At 68.5% G+C, this 15,282-nt stretch carries 17 protein-coding genes; 11 read left to right on the top strand and 6 right to left on the bottom strand.

Annotated elements, in window-relative coordinates; genetic code table 11:
• Positions 1–4: 4 nt before the first annotated feature.
• Positions 5–1,489: a cysteine--tRNA ligase gene (cysS, locus tag D1409_RS01105; RefSeq protein ID WP_123533203.1), complete on the bottom strand. Its 1,485-nt coding sequence runs from the start codon at positions 1,487–1,489 to the stop codon at positions 5–7.
• Between the two features lie 61 nt (positions 1,490–1,550).
• Positions 1,551–2,075 (bottom strand): DUF7523 family protein, encoded by a 525-nt coding sequence (locus D1409_RS01100; protein WP_123533201.1) that lies wholly within the window; start codon positions 2,073–2,075, stop codon positions 1,551–1,553.
• Between the two features lie 125 nt (positions 2,076–2,200).
• On the opposite strand from D1409_RS01100, the gene D1409_RS01095 reads away from it, so the two are divergent.
• Both D1409_RS01095 and D1409_RS01090 read left to right on the top strand, forming a co-directional pair.
• Complete coding sequence (locus D1409_RS01095; protein WP_123533199.1) at positions 2,201–3,076, top strand: CbiX/SirB N-terminal domain-containing protein; 876 nt, start codon at positions 2,201–2,203, stop codon at positions 3,074–3,076.
• A 91-nt stretch (positions 3,077–3,167) separates the two neighbouring features.
• Complete coding sequence (locus tag D1409_RS01090) at positions 3,168–4,328, top strand: DR2241 family protein (protein WP_164471572.1); 1,161 nt, start codon at positions 3,168–3,170, stop codon at positions 4,326–4,328.
• Between the two features lie 24 nt (positions 4,329–4,352).
• Here D1409_RS01090 and D1409_RS01085 read toward each other — a convergent pair whose 3' ends face one another.
• Both D1409_RS01085 and D1409_RS01080 read right to left on the bottom strand, forming a co-directional pair.
• Positions 4,353–4,931, bottom strand: coding sequence for a DUF7524 family protein (locus tag D1409_RS01085; protein ID WP_123533195.1), 579 nt, complete (start codon positions 4,929–4,931; stop codon positions 4,353–4,355).
• 99 nt (positions 4,932–5,030) lie between these two features.
• The gene (locus D1409_RS01080) at positions 5,031–5,225 is read right to left on the bottom strand and encodes a methytransferase partner Trm112 (RefSeq protein ID WP_123533193.1); all 195 of its coding nucleotides are present in this window, start codon (positions 5,223–5,225) and stop codon (positions 5,031–5,033) included.
• A 102-nt stretch (positions 5,226–5,327) separates the two neighbouring features.
• On the opposite strand from D1409_RS01080, the gene D1409_RS01075 reads away from it, so the two are divergent.
• Positions 5,328–5,507: a hypothetical protein gene (locus D1409_RS01075; RefSeq protein ID WP_123533191.1), complete on the top strand. Its 180-nt coding sequence runs from the start codon at positions 5,328–5,330 to the stop codon at positions 5,505–5,507.
• A gap of 106 nt (positions 5,508–5,613) precedes the next feature.
• On the opposite strand, the gene D1409_RS01070 is transcribed toward D1409_RS01075, so the two are convergent.
• Positions 5,614–6,999: an adenylosuccinate synthase gene (locus D1409_RS01070; RefSeq protein ID WP_123533189.1), complete on the bottom strand. Its 1,386-nt coding sequence runs from the start codon at positions 6,997–6,999 to the stop codon at positions 5,614–5,616.
• A 281-nt stretch (positions 7,000–7,280) separates the two neighbouring features.
• Between D1409_RS01070 and D1409_RS01065 the strand changes: the two genes are divergently transcribed.
• On the top strand, positions 7,281–7,586 hold the full coding sequence (locus tag D1409_RS01065; RefSeq protein WP_123533187.1) for a hypothetical protein: 306 nt from the start codon (positions 7,281–7,283) through the stop codon (positions 7,584–7,586).
• A 26-nt stretch (positions 7,587–7,612) separates the two neighbouring features.
• Here D1409_RS01065 and D1409_RS01060 read toward each other — a convergent pair whose 3' ends face one another.
• Positions 7,613–10,450: a DUF7527 domain-containing protein gene (locus D1409_RS01060; RefSeq protein ID WP_123533185.1), complete on the bottom strand. Its 2,838-nt coding sequence runs from the start codon at positions 10,448–10,450 to the stop codon at positions 7,613–7,615.
• A 142-nt stretch (positions 10,451–10,592) separates the two neighbouring features.
• On the opposite strand from D1409_RS01060, the gene D1409_RS01055 reads away from it, so the two are divergent.
• The 7 genes from D1409_RS01055 to nuoK all read left to right on the top strand — a co-directional run bounded on the left by D1409_RS01055 (position 10,593) and on the right by nuoK (position 15,281).
• A complete protein-coding gene (locus D1409_RS01055; protein WP_123533183.1) occupies positions 10,593–10,997 on the top strand; it encodes a DUF7541 family protein in 405 nt (134 codons plus the stop codon).
• Positions 10,998–11,137: 140 nt separating this feature from the next.
• Positions 11,138–11,386, top strand: a complete 249-nt coding sequence (locus tag D1409_RS01050; protein ID WP_123533181.1) for a DUF6684 family protein — start codon at positions 11,138–11,140, stop codon at positions 11,384–11,386.
• Positions 11,387–11,574: 188 nt separating this feature from the next.
• Positions 11,575–13,374, top strand: a complete 1,800-nt coding sequence (gene ctaD, locus D1409_RS01045; RefSeq protein WP_123533179.1) for a cytochrome c oxidase subunit I — start codon at positions 11,575–11,577, stop codon at positions 13,372–13,374.
• Between the two features lie 390 nt (positions 13,375–13,764).
• Complete coding sequence (locus D1409_RS01040) at positions 13,765–14,049, top strand: DUF7520 family protein (protein ID WP_123533177.1); 285 nt, start codon at positions 13,765–13,767, stop codon at positions 14,047–14,049.
• A gap of 265 nt (positions 14,050–14,314) precedes the next feature.
• Complete coding sequence (locus tag D1409_RS01035) at positions 14,315–14,584, top strand: NADH-quinone oxidoreductase subunit J (RefSeq protein ID WP_123533175.1); 270 nt, start codon at positions 14,315–14,317, stop codon at positions 14,582–14,584.
• A complete protein-coding gene (locus D1409_RS01030; RefSeq protein ID WP_123533173.1) occupies positions 14,581–14,976 on the top strand; it encodes a hypothetical protein in 396 nt (131 codons plus the stop codon). The genes D1409_RS01035 and D1409_RS01030 overlap by 4 nt, the downstream gene beginning before the upstream one ends.
• Positions 14,976–15,281, top strand: coding sequence for an NADH-quinone oxidoreductase subunit NuoK (gene nuoK, locus D1409_RS01025; RefSeq protein ID WP_123533171.1), 306 nt, complete (start codon positions 14,976–14,978; stop codon positions 15,279–15,281). Before D1409_RS01030 ends, nuoK begins: the two co-directional genes overlap by 1 nt.
• The last annotated feature ends 1 nt before the right edge of the window (position 15,282 follow it).

Here is a 15,282-nt window from a genome sequence, read left to right as displayed (position 1 = left end):
CGGCCTACTCGAAGCGGTAGGTCGGCCCGTCGTCGCTGTCCTCGACCTCGATCCCGAGGTCGTCGAGCGCGTCGCGCAACTCGTCGGCGCGCTCGTAGTTGCCAGCCTCCCGCTCCTCCGCGCGCAGGTCGAGGACGAGTTCGACCAGGTCCTCCGCGACCCGGACCTCGCCGCCGTCGGGGCCGCCGAAGGAGAGTCCGAACACGTCGCCGCCGAGCTCCTCGAACGCGTCGACCGCCCGCTTGAGCGCCGGGAAGTCGTAGCGGTCGCGCTCGTCGACGTGGGCGTTGACCGCCGACGCGAGGTCGAGGAGGGCGGCCATCGCCTCCCGCGTGTTGAGGTCGTCGTTCATCGCCGCCTCGAAGTCGGTCCGGGTCACGTCGACGGCCTCGCGGAGCGCGGAGTCGGGCTCGGTGGCGTAGGCGTCGACGCCGTCCGCCGCTTCGACCGCCCGTTCGTAGCCCCGCTCCAGTCGCTCCCAGCGCTCCTCGGCCTCTGCGAGCGTCTCCTCGGAGAAGGTCGGGTCGGCCGAGTACACCGTCGAGACGAAGAACGTCCTGAGCACGTCGACGCCGAACTCGTCGATGGCGGCCCGGGCGCTCGTGAAGTTCTGGAGGCTCGAGGACATCTTCTCGTCCTCGACCTGCACCATCCCCGTGTGGAGCCAGTAGTTGGCGAACTCCTGGCCGGTCGCGCACTCGCTCTGGGCGATCTCGTTCTCGTTGTGTGGGAAGACGAGATCTGATCCCGCGACGTGGATGTCGAAGGTATCGCCGAGGTGCGTCGTCGACATCGCCGAGCACTCGATGTGCCAGCCCGGTCGGCCCTCGCCCCACGGCGAGTCCCACGTCTGGGCCGTCTCGGCGGCTTCCTCGGCGGGTGCGGCGTCGTCGTGGCGGTGTTCCTCGATGTCCTCGGGCGCGACGCCGCCGGCCTTCCAGAGCGCGAAGTCCGCGGGGTTGCGCTTCTCCGCGCGCTCGTCCTCGTCGCCCTGGGCCTCGGAGTCCTCGATATCCTGGTTCGAGAGCTTGCCGTAGTCGTCGTCGGCGGACACGTCGAAGTACACCGAGCCGTTGGACTCGTAGGCGTAGCCCGCATCGACGAGCGTCTCGACCATCGCGATTATCTCGTCGATATGCTCCGAGACGCGGGGGTACACGTCGGCGCGCTTGAGGTTGAGCGCGCGCATGTCCTCGATGAACGACTGGGTGTAGTGGCGAGCGACGTCGGCTTCGTCGTCGCCGACCTCGCCGACGCGAGCGACGATCTTCTCGTTCACGTCGGTGAAGTTCTCGACGTGGCGGACGTCGTAGCCCAGGTAGTCGAGCCACCGGTGGATCACGTCGGTGTGCGTCCACGTGCGGGCGTGGCCGACGTGGGCGGGGTCCGAGGTGGTGAGGCCACAGAGATAGAGCAGGACTTCGTCGTCGGTCACCGGCTCGAACGCCTCGCGCTCGCCCGTGAGCGTGTTCGTCACCTGAAGCGTCATTGTCTGAGTCTGTTCGGCGGCGCGTTTCAATGCGTCGGATGGCTATCGCGCCGTGGTACGGTCACGCCGCCAACGCGTCCTCGACCGCCCTGAGCGCGTCCGGTCCCGCCCGTCGCTCGACGACGACCACGAGCGAGTCACCGCCGACCGCCGCCGCCTCCACCGACACCTCGGCGGTTTCGAGACGCCCGAGCACCTGCCGGAGCGCGGCCGCGTCCGCGTCACCGCCCGCCGTGATAGCCGTCAGCGACCCGGAGTCTGGGACCAAGGCGAGGTCGCCGACGACGAGCAGCGCGTCGGCGGGGTCGCCCTCGCCGAGGCCGCTCTGCATGCTCACCGGCGGGTCGGAGCCCGGGCGTTCGTAGTCGGGGAGGTCCTCGGCGTAGCGACGGAGCGCGGCGACGACCGCGTCCTCGGGAGCGTCAGCGACCGAGGGCTCGGAAGCGCTCGCTCTTCCGGCGTCGGTCTCGCCGTCCACGTCGAGGAAGCGGGCGGCGGCGCTGTAGTTGACCACGCCCGCGCGGAGCGCGTCGTGGAGGAACGGGTGTCGGCGCACGGCCTCGCGGGTGTCCGCGGCGAGAGTCATATCCGCCGGATGGACGGCGGACGCGAAAAATCCCTCGGGCCGCCGCGGTCGGCGAACGGACGAGGACTACTCCGTTGGAGGCGACCAACGAAGCCCCTAAGGGATGGTTTTCCCTATCGAGGGGTATGGAAGCGCTCGTCATCGTCGCCCACGGTTCGCATCTCAACGCCGGGTCGAGCACGCCGACGTTCGACCACGCCGACACCATTCGCGCGACCGGCGCCTTCGACGAAGTTCGGGAAGGGTTCTGGAAGGAAGAGCCCTCCTTCCGCGAGGTCCTGCGCACCGTCGAGAGCGACGAGGTGTACGTCGTCCCGCTGTTCATCTCGGAGGGGTACTTCACCGAGGAGGTCATCCCCCGGGAGCTCCGCCTCGACGACTGGGACCCCGAGACGTGGGACTCCGACGGCACCAGCGCGACCCACGCGACGCTGGAAGCGACGGACGTGGACAAGACGGTCCACTACTGCGGCCCCGTGGGGACCCACGAGGCGATGAGCGACGTGATCGTCCAGCGCGCCGAGTCGGTGACCGGCGACCCCGACGTGGGCGAGGGGTTCGGCCTCGCCGTCGTCGGCCACGGCACCGAGCGCAACGAGAACTCCGCGAAGGCCATCGAGTACCACGCCGACCGCATCGGCGAGATGGACCGCTTCGACGAGGTGAAGGCGCTGTTCATGGACGAGGACCCCGAGGTCGACGACGTGACGGACTTCTTCGAGAGCGACGACATCGTGGTCGTCCCCCTCTTCGTCGCCGACGGCTACCACACCCAGGAGGACATCCCGGAGGACATGGGGCTGACCGACGACTACCGGACCGGCTGGGACACCCCGACCGAGGTCGACGGCCACCGGATCTGGTACTCCGGCGCGGTCGGCACCGAACCGCTGATGGCCGACGTGGTGCTGGAGCGGGCGGCCGACGCCGGTGCGGACGTGGCGGCGGCGGTCGAGCGCGTGCGCGAGGAGACGGGCGGTGCGGGCGCGACCGGCGACTGACGATGCCGGGCCGCGAACCGGGGACGGTCGCCCGCGGACGGACGGCTTTATTCGGGTTCAGTCCGTCGCTCCGGGTATGAACGCCGCGCAGGTGGACTCGGCGCAGGTGGAGGCGCTCGCGGAGGCCGCCGCGGACGGCATCGAGTTCGACGGGTTCGCGGCCGAGGCCGAGGGCGACGGGTACGTCCTCGCCACGGAGGCGGGCTCGAAGCGGGTCGTCCACGGCGACGCCCTCGACGACGCCGCCGCCGAGTACGCCCCCTACGTCACGAACTGGTACTTCTGGCACGCGGAAGCGCCGCAGGCGGAGGACCGCTGGGCGTACCTCCGCTGGCTCGAACGCGCCGACGACGAACGGGTCCCCGACCGTTACGACGCGCTGGAAGCGGGAACCACTCGCGAGTGGGGACAGCTCCGCGTGACCGTCACCGTCGACGAGGCGGGGACGCGCCGCTACGAACTCCGCCACGTCGACGACGCCGACGCCGCGCCCGCGGACCTGACCGACCACGACGACCCGCTGGACGCGCGCCAGCTCGCGAAACACGACGACCGGGACCGGTATCGCCCGCTCAAGACCGCACCTACTCTCCAGACCGGGTGGCGCTTCGCCGACCTCGGACCCGGGGAACTCGTGCGGGCCGTCGAGAGTTTCTACCCCGCGACGGTCGCCAACTGGCACCGCGAACGCGAGGGGGAACTCGACATCTCCCACTGGCGCGAGACGATCGGTCGACAGAGCGGCATCTACGGCGTCGTGAGGACGTGGGACCGCGGCGAGGGGCACGAACACGTCGACTGGGTGGCCGAGGCCTGCTGTGTCGACTCCCAGTGCGTCAAACGGCGGGAGTGGCAGTACGACGAGGAGACCGACCTCGATGTCGACGGCGGCGACGGGGAGTTCCCGTGCCGGGAGCCCTGTTCGGTCGTCATCGCCGCCGCGCGCCGCTGGACGAAACTCGAGGGCGAGCAGTCGCGCACCTACGAGTTCGAGCTGACGCCGAGCGAGAAAGAGCAGATCGAGGACATCGTCGACGCCGTCGCCGACGGCCGCACGGAGGAGATCCGCGAGGCCGACGTGTACGAGGGGGCGAACCGGTATCGGGCCCGCTTCCTCCGGGCGAAGCGCTTCGACGACGACGGGAACCTCTCGGGCGTCTCGACCGATCCCGAGGAAGCGGAGGGCGGTGCAGACGCCGACGGGTCGAGCGCCGACGAGGACGAAGCCGCCGAGGAAGCGAGCGACGACTGACTGCGAGCGCCGCGGGCGAACCGGTCAGTCGCCGGTGAGGACGATGTAGACGGCGACGAGGACGCCGACGAGGACGGCGATGGCGCCGGCGACGACCACCACGTTGTCGACGAGCAGCGCGACGGTCGCGGCGACGACCAGCGCGACGACGCCCAGGACGAGCACGGCGAACTCCGGGCTGTCGGCGACCGAAGCGAGGGGCGAACCGCCGCTCCCCGAGTCCGGCGCTCTGGGCTGTGGTTCGGAGAGCGACTCGTCCACTTCGACGGTCTGTTGGGTCTCCTCGGGTTCGGTGATCCTGACGGTGACGTAGCGGGTCTCGGCGCCGTAGGCGGAGGCGATCTTCAGCGTGCCCGTCGCCTCGCCGGAGCCGTTCACGCGGACGTGGACCGCCCGCTGGCTCTCGCCGTCCACGAAGTGGTTGCTGGCCTCGATGGTCGCTATCTCGGAGAGGTCGTCGTCGAGGTGTAGGTGGACGTGCACCGACTGGCCGTGGTTGACCATCGCGATGTCGAACGACCCGTCGGTCTCGAAGGCGTCGGGGACCTCGATCGCGTGGAGGCGCTCCCGGTTGACGTGGACGGGCAACGTATCCTCAGACACGTCCTCCTGTGGGCGTGGACGGTAGAAAAAGGTTCAGGCCGGTTCACCGGGTGGGCCGTCGCTCGCCGGCGATTCAGCGGTCGGCAGGGCCGCGTCCGCTCAGGCCGGCGCCTCGTCGCGCATGTCCGGCGGGAGCAGGTTCGGGATGCCGTCCTCGATGGGGTAGGTCTCGCCGCACTCCGTACAGGTGAGCGTCCCCGCCAGGATCTCTTCGTCGTCGCGCTCGGTCACGTCGAGTTCCAGGTCGTGCTTGTCGAGCGGACAGCAGATGATGTCCATCAGGTTCTCCTTCATGTCCGAACCTCCGGAACGGTGGCAAAAAAGCGTGCCGGACGGACGCTCCCCGTGCGCCGGACCGCCGACAGCCCTATCTGTCTATTCGCTGTACGATACTGTATGGCACACAGTCCCGAACTGCCGGTGCGATACGTCTGTCGGAACTGCCAGATCACCCACGCTGGCACGCCGGTCCACGAGTCCGGTGGCAGCCACGCGTTCGAAGCGCCCGACGTCTGTGGCGGGTGTGGCGAGTCGGACTTCGTCGAACTCGGCGACTGGGTTCACTTCCACGAGTAGTCGCGACGCTCGACGGCCGTGTCACACACCGCGACAGAACGTGGCGGCCCCCAGAGGGATCCGCCCGGACCGCGGGCCTCGAGTCGGTCGTGGCCGGACGGAGCGATCAGAAGGGGTTCTCGCGGACGATGGTCTCCGAGCGGCCGGGGCCGACGCCGACGGCGTACACCGCCGCGTCGAGTTCGTCTTCGAGGTACTCGAGGTAGGTGCGGGCGTTCTCCGGGAGCGCCTCGTAGCCCTGCTCGGCGACCTCGGCCCAGTCGCGCTCGGCCCAGCCCTCGAACGTGCGGAACTCCGCCTCGCAGTCGGCCCACTGCTCGGTCGTCGCGGGCATGGTTTCGAGTTCCTCGCCGTCGAGCGTGTACGTGTGGCCGACCTTCACCTCGTCGAGGCCGGCGAGCGTGTCGACGTGGTTGACTGCGAGCCCGGTGAACCCGTTCACGCGCGCAGCGTGGCGGAGCATCGGCACGTCGAGCCACCCGACGCGGCGCGGGCGTCCGGTGACGGTCCCGTACTCGCCGCCCGCTTCGCGGATGTGGACGGCCAGTTCCTCGCGCTCGGTCCGCGGATTCTCGGGGTCGCCGTCGTAGTCCGGCGTGTCGCCGGGGACGCCGCCGAGTTCCGTCGGCATCGGGCCGCTCCCGACCCGCGAGAGGTACGCCTTGACGATCCCGACGACCTCGCCGTCGCCGACGACTGCCGGAGAGAGTCCGCTCCCGGTGCAGGCGCCGCCCGCGGTCGGGTTTGACGAGGTGACGAAGGGGTAGTTGCCGTGGTCGATGTCGAGGACGGTGCCCTGCGCGCCCTCGAACATGACGTTCGCGCCGTCGTCCATCGCGCTGGCGAGGTAGTCGCCGGCGTTGACGGTCATGTCCTCCTCCGCGAGGCGCTCGCCGTAGCCGGCGAACTCGTCGTAGAGGGCTTCGAGGTCGAGCGCGTCGGGGTCCTCGAGGTCGTCGATGTCGAGCCCGTACACGTCCTCGACGAGCGCCCGCTTCTGCGGGACGGCGTACTCGAGGCGCTCGCGCAGGACGTCGGCGTCGAGCAGGTCGCCGACGCGGACGCCCCGTCGGCCGGCCTTGTCCTCGTAAGTCGGACCGATGCCGCGGCCGGTCGTGCCGATCTCGTCGTCGTCTTCGCTCTTTACGTCCTCCTCGATGCCGTCGAGGAGGCGGTGATACGGGAGGATGACGTGGGCGCGTTCGGCCACGCGGACGTCGGGGTCGAGGCCCCGCTCGCGGAGCGTGTCGAGCTCGTCGAAGAGCGTTCGCGGGTTGACGACACAGCCGTTACCGAGCACGTTGACCTTGCCGCGGATCGCACCGCTCGGTACGAGCGAGAGCTTGTACTCCGTGCCCTCGTGGACGACGGTGTGGCCGGCGTTGTCGCCGCCCTGGTAGCGAACGACGACGTCGGCTTCCTCGCCGTAGACGTCGACGATGCCACCCTTCCCCTCGTCGCCGAGCTGCGAACCGACGATGGTGACGGTCATACACCCGAGATTCCTCCCACCGGGGTAAACAGATTACGGTCCACCGCGCCGCCCGCTCGTCCTCACCGACTGCCACGTCACGCCGCGGATCGCCCGTCTGCGCCGGTTTCTTTCGCGCTCCCGTGACCGGAATCGTTAACTGCTACCACAGAGAACTCGAGAAGTGTCAGCCGTTCGCACGTCGCCGACAGTAAACGGACCCCGGTCGACGGGTCCGCCGTCGCCCGATTCTCAGTCCGACAGCAACCTTTAAAACCCTCAAACACAAGTTAACAATTGCCATGATAGACAGACTTGAGAAGGAAGTAGACATGCTGGAGCGACATCTGCAGGTCCTGCGGATGGTCATCCAGAACGAGCCTATCGGCATCGTGAAGATGTCCAACGAGACAGGCTACCCACACCACAAGGTCCGGTACTCGCTGCGCGTTCTCGAGGAAGAGAACCTGATCGAGCCGTCCAGTCAGGGCGCGATCACGACGGAACAGACGGGGGAGTTCGTCGAGGACCTCGACGGCAAGATCGACCACATCATCGAGAAGCTCGAGGGAATGAAGATCGAAGAAGCGGCCGAAGTCGAGAACTGATTCTGCCGCCCGAGTCGACCGTTCGTCTACAACTCGGGCACGGCCAGATGGAACTTCTCTTCTCGCGCCTCGACCAGACAGAGGTGGTACCCCTGTTTGCGCGTCAGTTTCACGAAGCTCGCTCGCTTGTCGCGACTCAGTAGCCCGCCGCTCGTCGCTTCGGCGGCCGTCTCCAGCGCCTCGGGCTCGAAGAAACTCGACGTGACGAGGAACGAAGCCCCGAGCGTCTCGGTCGACTCGCCGACGTGCGAGGAGGCCGTGACCAGCGAGGACATCATGCTCTCGCTCGCGGCCTGCCGCGAGTCGTTCATGTTCGCGGTCAACAGCGCGTTCCCCATTCGGTCGCGCATCACCACGTCGAACGACTCCTGACTGCGTCGCTCCTGTCCGTCCTCCGTGTACTCGGTCGCGACGACGCCGTTGAGCTCCGCACGGTCGATCTTCGGGATCGCGTCGTAGAGGTCCTGCAGTTCCGCGACCTTCCCGGTGTCTCGGATCTCGTACAGCAGGTCGTTGATCACCCAGGTGACGAACTGGAACTGGATGGTCTCGCGGAGGAACTCGTCGAACGGGCGGCCGCCGACGGAGGCGTTCTCGCTGTCGAACTGCGTGTGGTACTCCAGCCCGAGGTTCTCGCCGACGTCCTGCCGGCCGGCCTCGCCCGCGTGGGCCGTCTCCAGCGTCGCCTGTCCCTTCGACTCGTATCGGACGAAGAGGTTCGTCTGGTCGAGAGCCTCCCCGGGACTCAGCCGCTGGTCGGCGTCCACCGCGGCGCCGAATTCGGCCTCGATGTCGTCGATCTGGGTCTCGAGGCGGTTCACCTCCTCCTGGAGGTCGGCCACTTCCTCCTCCATCGCGTCGCGCTCCGTGCGCAACTGGTCGCGGTCGGACTCCACGCGCTCGATGCGAGCCTGCAGGTCGTCGCGCTCCGCGCGCACGTCATCCAGTTGCGCCCGCAGGTCGTCGCGTTCGGACTCCGCCGCCGCGAGCTCCGCTTCGAGGTCCCGGATCTCCGTCTCGCGGTCCGCGAGTTCGGCTTCCAGGTCGGCGACGCGCGCGTCGGACTTGTCCGACCCCGCGGGCTCGCTGCGCGGTTCGGTCGTCGACCGCTCCGTCCGCGCGTCCGCCGCCCCGTTCCCCGCGGGTTCGTCGCGACCGGCCGACCGCTCGTCCTGCCGGTGACCGCTCGACTCGCTCGACCGGTCGGGAGTCGCTTCCGCCGGCCCCTCGGTCGCCGCCGAGACTGCCGAATCCACCGACTCTCGACCACCCGAGTCGTCCGCCGTCTCCGACGCCTCGTCCGCCCGGGGCGAACTCGTCCGCCCGGGGTCGAGCGACGGGATCGAGTACGTCTCTAGCTGGGCCGGACTGCCCGTGGCCCCCGCGCCGCCCGCGCTCCCGCCGGACGAGGTCGTCTCCTCGGTTCGACCGCCGGAGTCGGGCGCGCGGTCCGCCGCCCCCGCCTGATCGGTGCTCTCGCGTCGGTCAGTTCTGCCGCGGTCCGGCTCGGAGGCGCTGTCCGTCCGCGCGTCCGTCGACGGCTCCGCCGGGGCGTCCGTCGAAGTGGAGTTGGAGTCACGCTCGCGCACACGCCCGTCGTCCTGTGCAGTGTCCGCTTCCGACCGCCTGGCCGCCCCGTCGCGTCGCCCCTCGGTTCGGTCCCGGTCGCGTCGTTCGGTGGTCCGCTCCCGCGACGCACGTGCGTCGTCGGTCTCGTCGGCTCCGGTCCGGCGTTCCGTTCGCTCCGACCGGTCCGACCCGGTGGATCCCGTCGCCCCGGCCGACCGGTCGACGTCGGTGTCGGACCCCCGGTCGTCGGCGCCCGAACGGTCCGTCGCGGGCTCGCGCCGTTCCGCAGTGTCGTTCCGGGCGCCGGTGGCGCGGTCGCCGGTCGCCGTCCCGGCCCCATCGCGGTCACTCCGTCCGCTCTCGGCCGTGCGATCGCCGGTCCGGTTCGCCCCTGTCGTCGACGCGTTCGCCGACCGGTCCGACGCGTCCGCCGACCGGTCCGCCGCGGTCGACCGGTCCGCTGTCGTCTCCGTGTCCGTGCCCGTCGTGTCCGTGCCCGCGCCCGCCGCAGTCTCGTCGGACACCGCGTCGGGCCCGGGTGTCGTGTCCTCGGCCGGCTCGGCTCCGGTGGCGTCAGCCGCGGGCGTCGAGTCCGACCGCCCCGTCGCCGGTTCGCCGTCGTCTTCGTCGGTCGTCGGAGCGGGGTCGTCGTCAGGTTCGCCAGCGTCGGGCGAGGGGTCGTCGCTCGCATCGGCGGCGTCGGCTCCGGTGCCCGCGGCCGACGCGCCGGCGGCGCTCTCGTCTTCGCCCGAGTCCGCGTCGGGGATCTCGACGGGTTCGAGCTCCGCGGGGCGGACCTGGAAGATGCCGACCTCGTCGTCGGCCTGGTCGAACGCCTCGTCGTCGGTGAGGAGCTGTCCGCTGTTGCCGACCCACGCGACGGCCATCGAGCGGCCGCGGTGGTAGACGACGTAGTAGTCCCCGCTGAGTACGTTCTCCGAGAGCTCGATGAAGCCGGTGAACCCCCCGTCGGAGAGCGTGCCGTCTACCTCCGAGAGCGGCGTGTCCTCGGAGTAGTACTTCGCGCGCACCTCGTCGTTGCGCTCCTGCATGAGCGCGAGCAACGGGAGCGCGGGCGACGGCGCCCGGTAGGCGGTGCCCGAGGCGTCCTCGAAGTCGTCGATGGTGCCGCCGAGGATCCCGACGGCCGTCCCGTTGAGCATACAGAGTTTCGCGCCACCGGCCGTCACGATGCCGGAGAACTCCTCGTCGGCGAGGTCGTGCAGGCCGCGATAGCCGTCCCGGAACGGCGACGACTCCCACTCGTCGAACTGCTCCACAGCGCGCGTGGTCATTGTCTTGCACAAGCCCCATGCGGACCAAATACTTTGCGCCCACGACCGACGTTCGACCGGCCCCCGAGCGACCCCCGCTCCCCGAGCGACCCCCGCTCCGAAGTCCGGTGTACATATCACCCACCGGTCCCAACCCGGGGGTATGGAAGAGCAACCGGGACTCTCGGACCAGTATCGGACGGCCAGTCCGTGGCCGCTCCTCGTGGCTGTGGGCTTCGCCCTCTCGGAAGTCGGCGTCTTCCTCGACATCTTCCCCATCGCAGTCGGTGGAATCCTCCTGCTCGGCGGGAGCGTCGCCGGCATCCTGGGCGAGTCGGGGTACACGCGCCGCCCCTGGCGGACACTGGCGTTCCTCGGGGTCGGTTTCGCCGTCCTCGGCGGCGCGCTCGTCGCGACCCAGCTGCCCGGCTCCTCCGTCGGACTGCTCGAGATCGTCGGTGACCCCAACGGCATCGTCGGTCGTGGGCTCGCCGTCGTCGTCGGGGGCACGATGCTCGTCGTCGCCGGCGCGGTCAGCCAGGCGGTCGGCCGGACGCAGGGCGTCTGATCGCCGCGAGCAGCGCGAGCCGGTCGCTTCCGTCAGCGTCTCGCAGTGCCGTCCGACCGAGTTCGAGAATCCGCCGTCGAGGTCGGCGCTCGCCGGCGCGAACCGACACTCTATTTATCCGCGTCTCCGAAGACGGGCGTATGTCAGAGAAGGTCTTCGACCGCGAGACGCTCCTCGACCTGACGGTCAACTTCATCCCGCTCGGCATCCTGATCTTCTTCATCGGCGCGTTCGCCCTGTTCCCGACGTGGGGCGTCGACCCGCTCATCTCGGGGCTCCAGTTCGCGATCGTCGGCGTCACGGCCGTCCTCCTCGTCATCCTGACGTACTACGCCGGCAAGGCCATCTCCACCGCGGAATCGGAGATGGAAGCCGAACACGGCGAGTGAAGGTCACGCGCGACCGTCGGAGCGCCCGCGACGCCACTGCTCGTTCTGAACGGCCGTCTCACGCCGAGAGCGCCCGCCAGCGGAGAGCGCTGTCTCTCACTATTTTCCATCCGAGACGCTACAGGGCGAACGTATTCGGCAGAAGAGATTCCTAACCATTCATATGGTACCAGTCCCGAGGTGCGAGCATGGCATCAGGGCAGCTCGTGCTGACGGTACTGATGGGGGTTTTCCTCGTCGGTGTCGCCGCTTTCCTGTCACGAGTCGAGGACTGGCGTTCGTACACTCCGCTGGCGAGCGGTGGCGGCGGCGGCTACGGTGAAGCCGGTGCCCACGTCCACCGCGAGAAGCCGGCCGGTATCACGCGCTGGCTGACGACGGTCGACCACAAGGACATCGGGATCCTCTACGGCACGTACGGCGTCATCGCGTTCGCCGTGGGCGGCCTCATGGCGTTTCTCATCCGACTGCAACTCGTCGCCCCGACGGGCGCGGTCGTCGGGAACGAGTTCTACAACGCCATCCTGACGAGTCACGGCATCACGATGCTGTTCCTGTTCGGGACGCCGATCATCGCGGCGTTCTCGAACTACTTCATCCCGCTGCTGATCGGCGCCGACGACATGGCGTTCCCGCGGATCAACGCCATCGCGTTCTGGCTCCTGCCGCCGGGCGCGCTGCTCATCTGGGCGGGCTTCTTCCTGCCGGGGATGAGCGGTGCCCAGACGGCGTGGACGATGTACACGCCGCTGTCCGTCGAGCAGACCAACGTCGGCGTCGACCTCATGCTGCTGGGCCTGCACCTCACCGGCGTCTCGGCGACGATGGGTGCGATCAACTTCATCGCGACCATCTTCACCGAGCGCGACGACGACGTGACCTGGGCGAACCTCGACATCTTCTCGTGGACCATCCTCACCCAGTCGGCGCTCATCCTCTTCGCGTTCCCGCTGCTGGGGAGCGCCATCGTCATGCTCCTGCTCGACCGCAACCTCGCGACGACGTTCTACGCGGTCGGTGAAGGTGGCGGACCGATGCTCTGGCAGCATCTGTTCTGGTTCTTCGGCCACCCCGAGGTGTACATCCTCGTGCTCCCGCCGATGGGGCTCGTGAGCTACATCCTGCCGCGCTTCTCCGGCCGGAAGCTGTTCGGGTTCAAGTTCGTCGTCTATTCGACGCTGGCCATCGGGGTCCTGAGCTTCGGCGTCTGGGCCCACCACATGTTCACGACGGGTATCGACCCGCGCCTGCGCGCCTCGTTCATGGCCGTCTCGCTCGCGATCGCGATACCGTCCGCGGTCAAGACGTTCAACTGGATCACGACGATGTGGAACGGGAAGGTGCGCCTGACGACGCCGATGCTGTTCTGTATCGGCTTCATCTCGAACTTCATCCTCGGCGGGGTGACGGGCGTGTTCCTCGCGTCCGTCCCCGTCGACCAGGTGCTCCACGACACCTACTACGTCGTCGGGCACTTCCACTACATCGTGATGGGCGCCATCGGGTTTGCCATCTTCGCCGGCGTCTACTTCTGGTTCCCCATCTTCACGGGCCGGATGTACCAGCGCACGCTCGGCAAGTGGCACTTCTGGCTCTCGATGATCGGGACCAACGTGACGTTCTTCGCCATGCTGTTCCTGGGCTACCTGGGCATGCCGCGCCGGTACGCCACCTACGACTTCAACTCGGCCATCGCGCCGCTGGACATGGTGACGCTGATGCACCAGGCGGCGTCCGCGGGAGCGATCCTCCTGCTGATCGGCCAGCTCATCTTCGTCTGGAACATCCTCCAGTCCTGGCTCGAAGCCCCGAAGCTCGAGGACGCCGACCCGTGGGACCTCAAGGAGACCGACCAGCACGGCCGCGAGTTCCAGTGGCACGAGCGCCGCACCGCGACCGCCCTCGCGGACGGCGGTGAAGAGGAAGAGGCCGTGACCGACGGCGGCGAAGTCGTCGACGACGACGCTGACGACACGAGCGACGACTGACGACGCCGACGACCCGAACGACGACTGACGACGCTGACGACACGAGCGACGACTGACGACGCCGACGACCCGAACGACGGCTGACGACGCCGTAGCTGTTTTCCGACGCGCTTTCACGCTCGACCGCGCCGACACCGCGGAGCGGTGCGCGACTCGATCGGTTCGGCCGCGGCTGTGGACAGTAGTGTTCGGGCGACGAGTACGACGGCCTCCGTCAGGAGCCGATGACGAGTACGAACGCGGAGACGGCCATGAGCACCGCGATCGCGGTGAGGACGAACAGGAGGAGTTCTTTCTCGGAGAAGCCGGAGTCGTCTTCGAAGTCGCTCATACCGGGGGTTACGGGCGGAATGTGAAAAGGCTAACCACCTGCGAGCCGAACTCTCCGACGTGACAGAGAACACGAACCGGGCGCCGCTGACCGAGCGCGTCTCGGGACCGCGCGTAGTGGTCGCAGTGTACCTGGCGGTGCTCGGTGTCGCCGGGACGATGGGCGCGTTGCTCGGGTACGTCAACCCGGAGGGGATGGACCCCGAACTGTTCTTCCTGATCGACCTCCCGGCCACGCCGCTCGGGATGGCGACGTTCGGCGTCGTGACCGTCGGCGTCGGGCTCGGGGTGCTCCTGCTCGCCGTCCGGTACGTCTCGCGGTTCGACGAAGACCGGATCGAGTAGCGGCGACAGGGTTAGACTGGCAGGGTCGGCAGGTCGCAGACGGATAGGGCGGCCACCGCGCGCGAGACGCGCGTGGAGGCGTCGAACCGTCGTTCGGGCGCCGCGAGGGGGCCGAACCGAACACGTCAGGTGTCTCTCAGGGGGGCGAGGGGCCCCGGACGGGGGGGACGCTTCGAATCTCTAACGGTTTTGGCCGTGTGAGCGGCCACGCGCGGGACGATACAGAAATCTTCAAAGGGCGTCCGGTAGGAGGTTCCAGACAACGATGGCATTGCTCGAGTCAATCGCGTTTGCGCTGTTCGCCATAGTCACACTGGGGAGCAGCCTCGGCGTCGTGATGGTGCGCGACGTCTGGCATTCGGCACTGATGCTGGGCGTCGCGTTGCTGTCAGTCGCAGTGTACTACGTCATGCTGCGCGCCGAGTTCATCGCCGCGATGCAAGTACTGGTGTACGTCGGTGGGGTCCTCATCCTCATCACGTTCGCCATCATGCTCACGGAGAACGAATCCCAGTCCGACGAGGTGGCGACATGACCACCCGCCCGCGACTGGCGACCGACGTCAACTACGTCAACGGGCTGGCCGCGCTGGCACTGTTCGCCGTCATGGGCTACGTGTTCATGACGAGCGAACTCGGCATGCCGGCCGGCTTCGCCGACGGCTCTATCACGGCCAGCATCGGCTACGCGATGTTCGACATGCTCGACCAGGCCGCGATCGAGGCCGAAGGGTTCCTGGTCGCGTTCATCGTCATCGCGCTCGTCCTCGACGCGGCGCTCGACGGCGCGGTCATGCTCGCCCGCCGCGAGGACGACGAGAGCGTCGTCGCGGCGATCACCGACGGCGGCCGCCCGCTGTCCGGGCGGGAGTCCGACGGGGCCGACGCCGAGACCGCGACCGACGACGTCACTGGAGGGGACGACTGATGGCTATCCAGACCCAGTACTTCCTCCTGCTGTCGGCGGCGGTGTTCTGCATCGGCGTCTACGGCATCCTCACGCGGCGGAACGCGCTGGTGTTCCTGATGTCCGTGGAGTTGATGCTCAACGCGGCGAACATCAACCTCGTGGCCTTCTCCTTCCACCACGGGAACCTCACGGGACAGGTCTTCTCGCTGTTCACGATGGCGCTCGCCGCCGCGGAGGTCGCTATCGGCATCGGTATCGTCCTGGTGCTGTATCGCAACTTCGAGGACATCGACGTGACCAAAGCAGCTACGATGAGGTGGTAAG

Origin of the sequence: Halosimplex salinum (assembly GCF_003730195.1) — an archaeon.
GTDB lineage: Archaea > Halobacteriota > Halobacteria > Halobacteriales > Haloarculaceae > Halosimplex > Halosimplex salinum.
The sequence above is the reverse complement of the archived record's forward strand: the minus strand, read 5'-3'. Positions and strand labels throughout refer to the sequence as shown.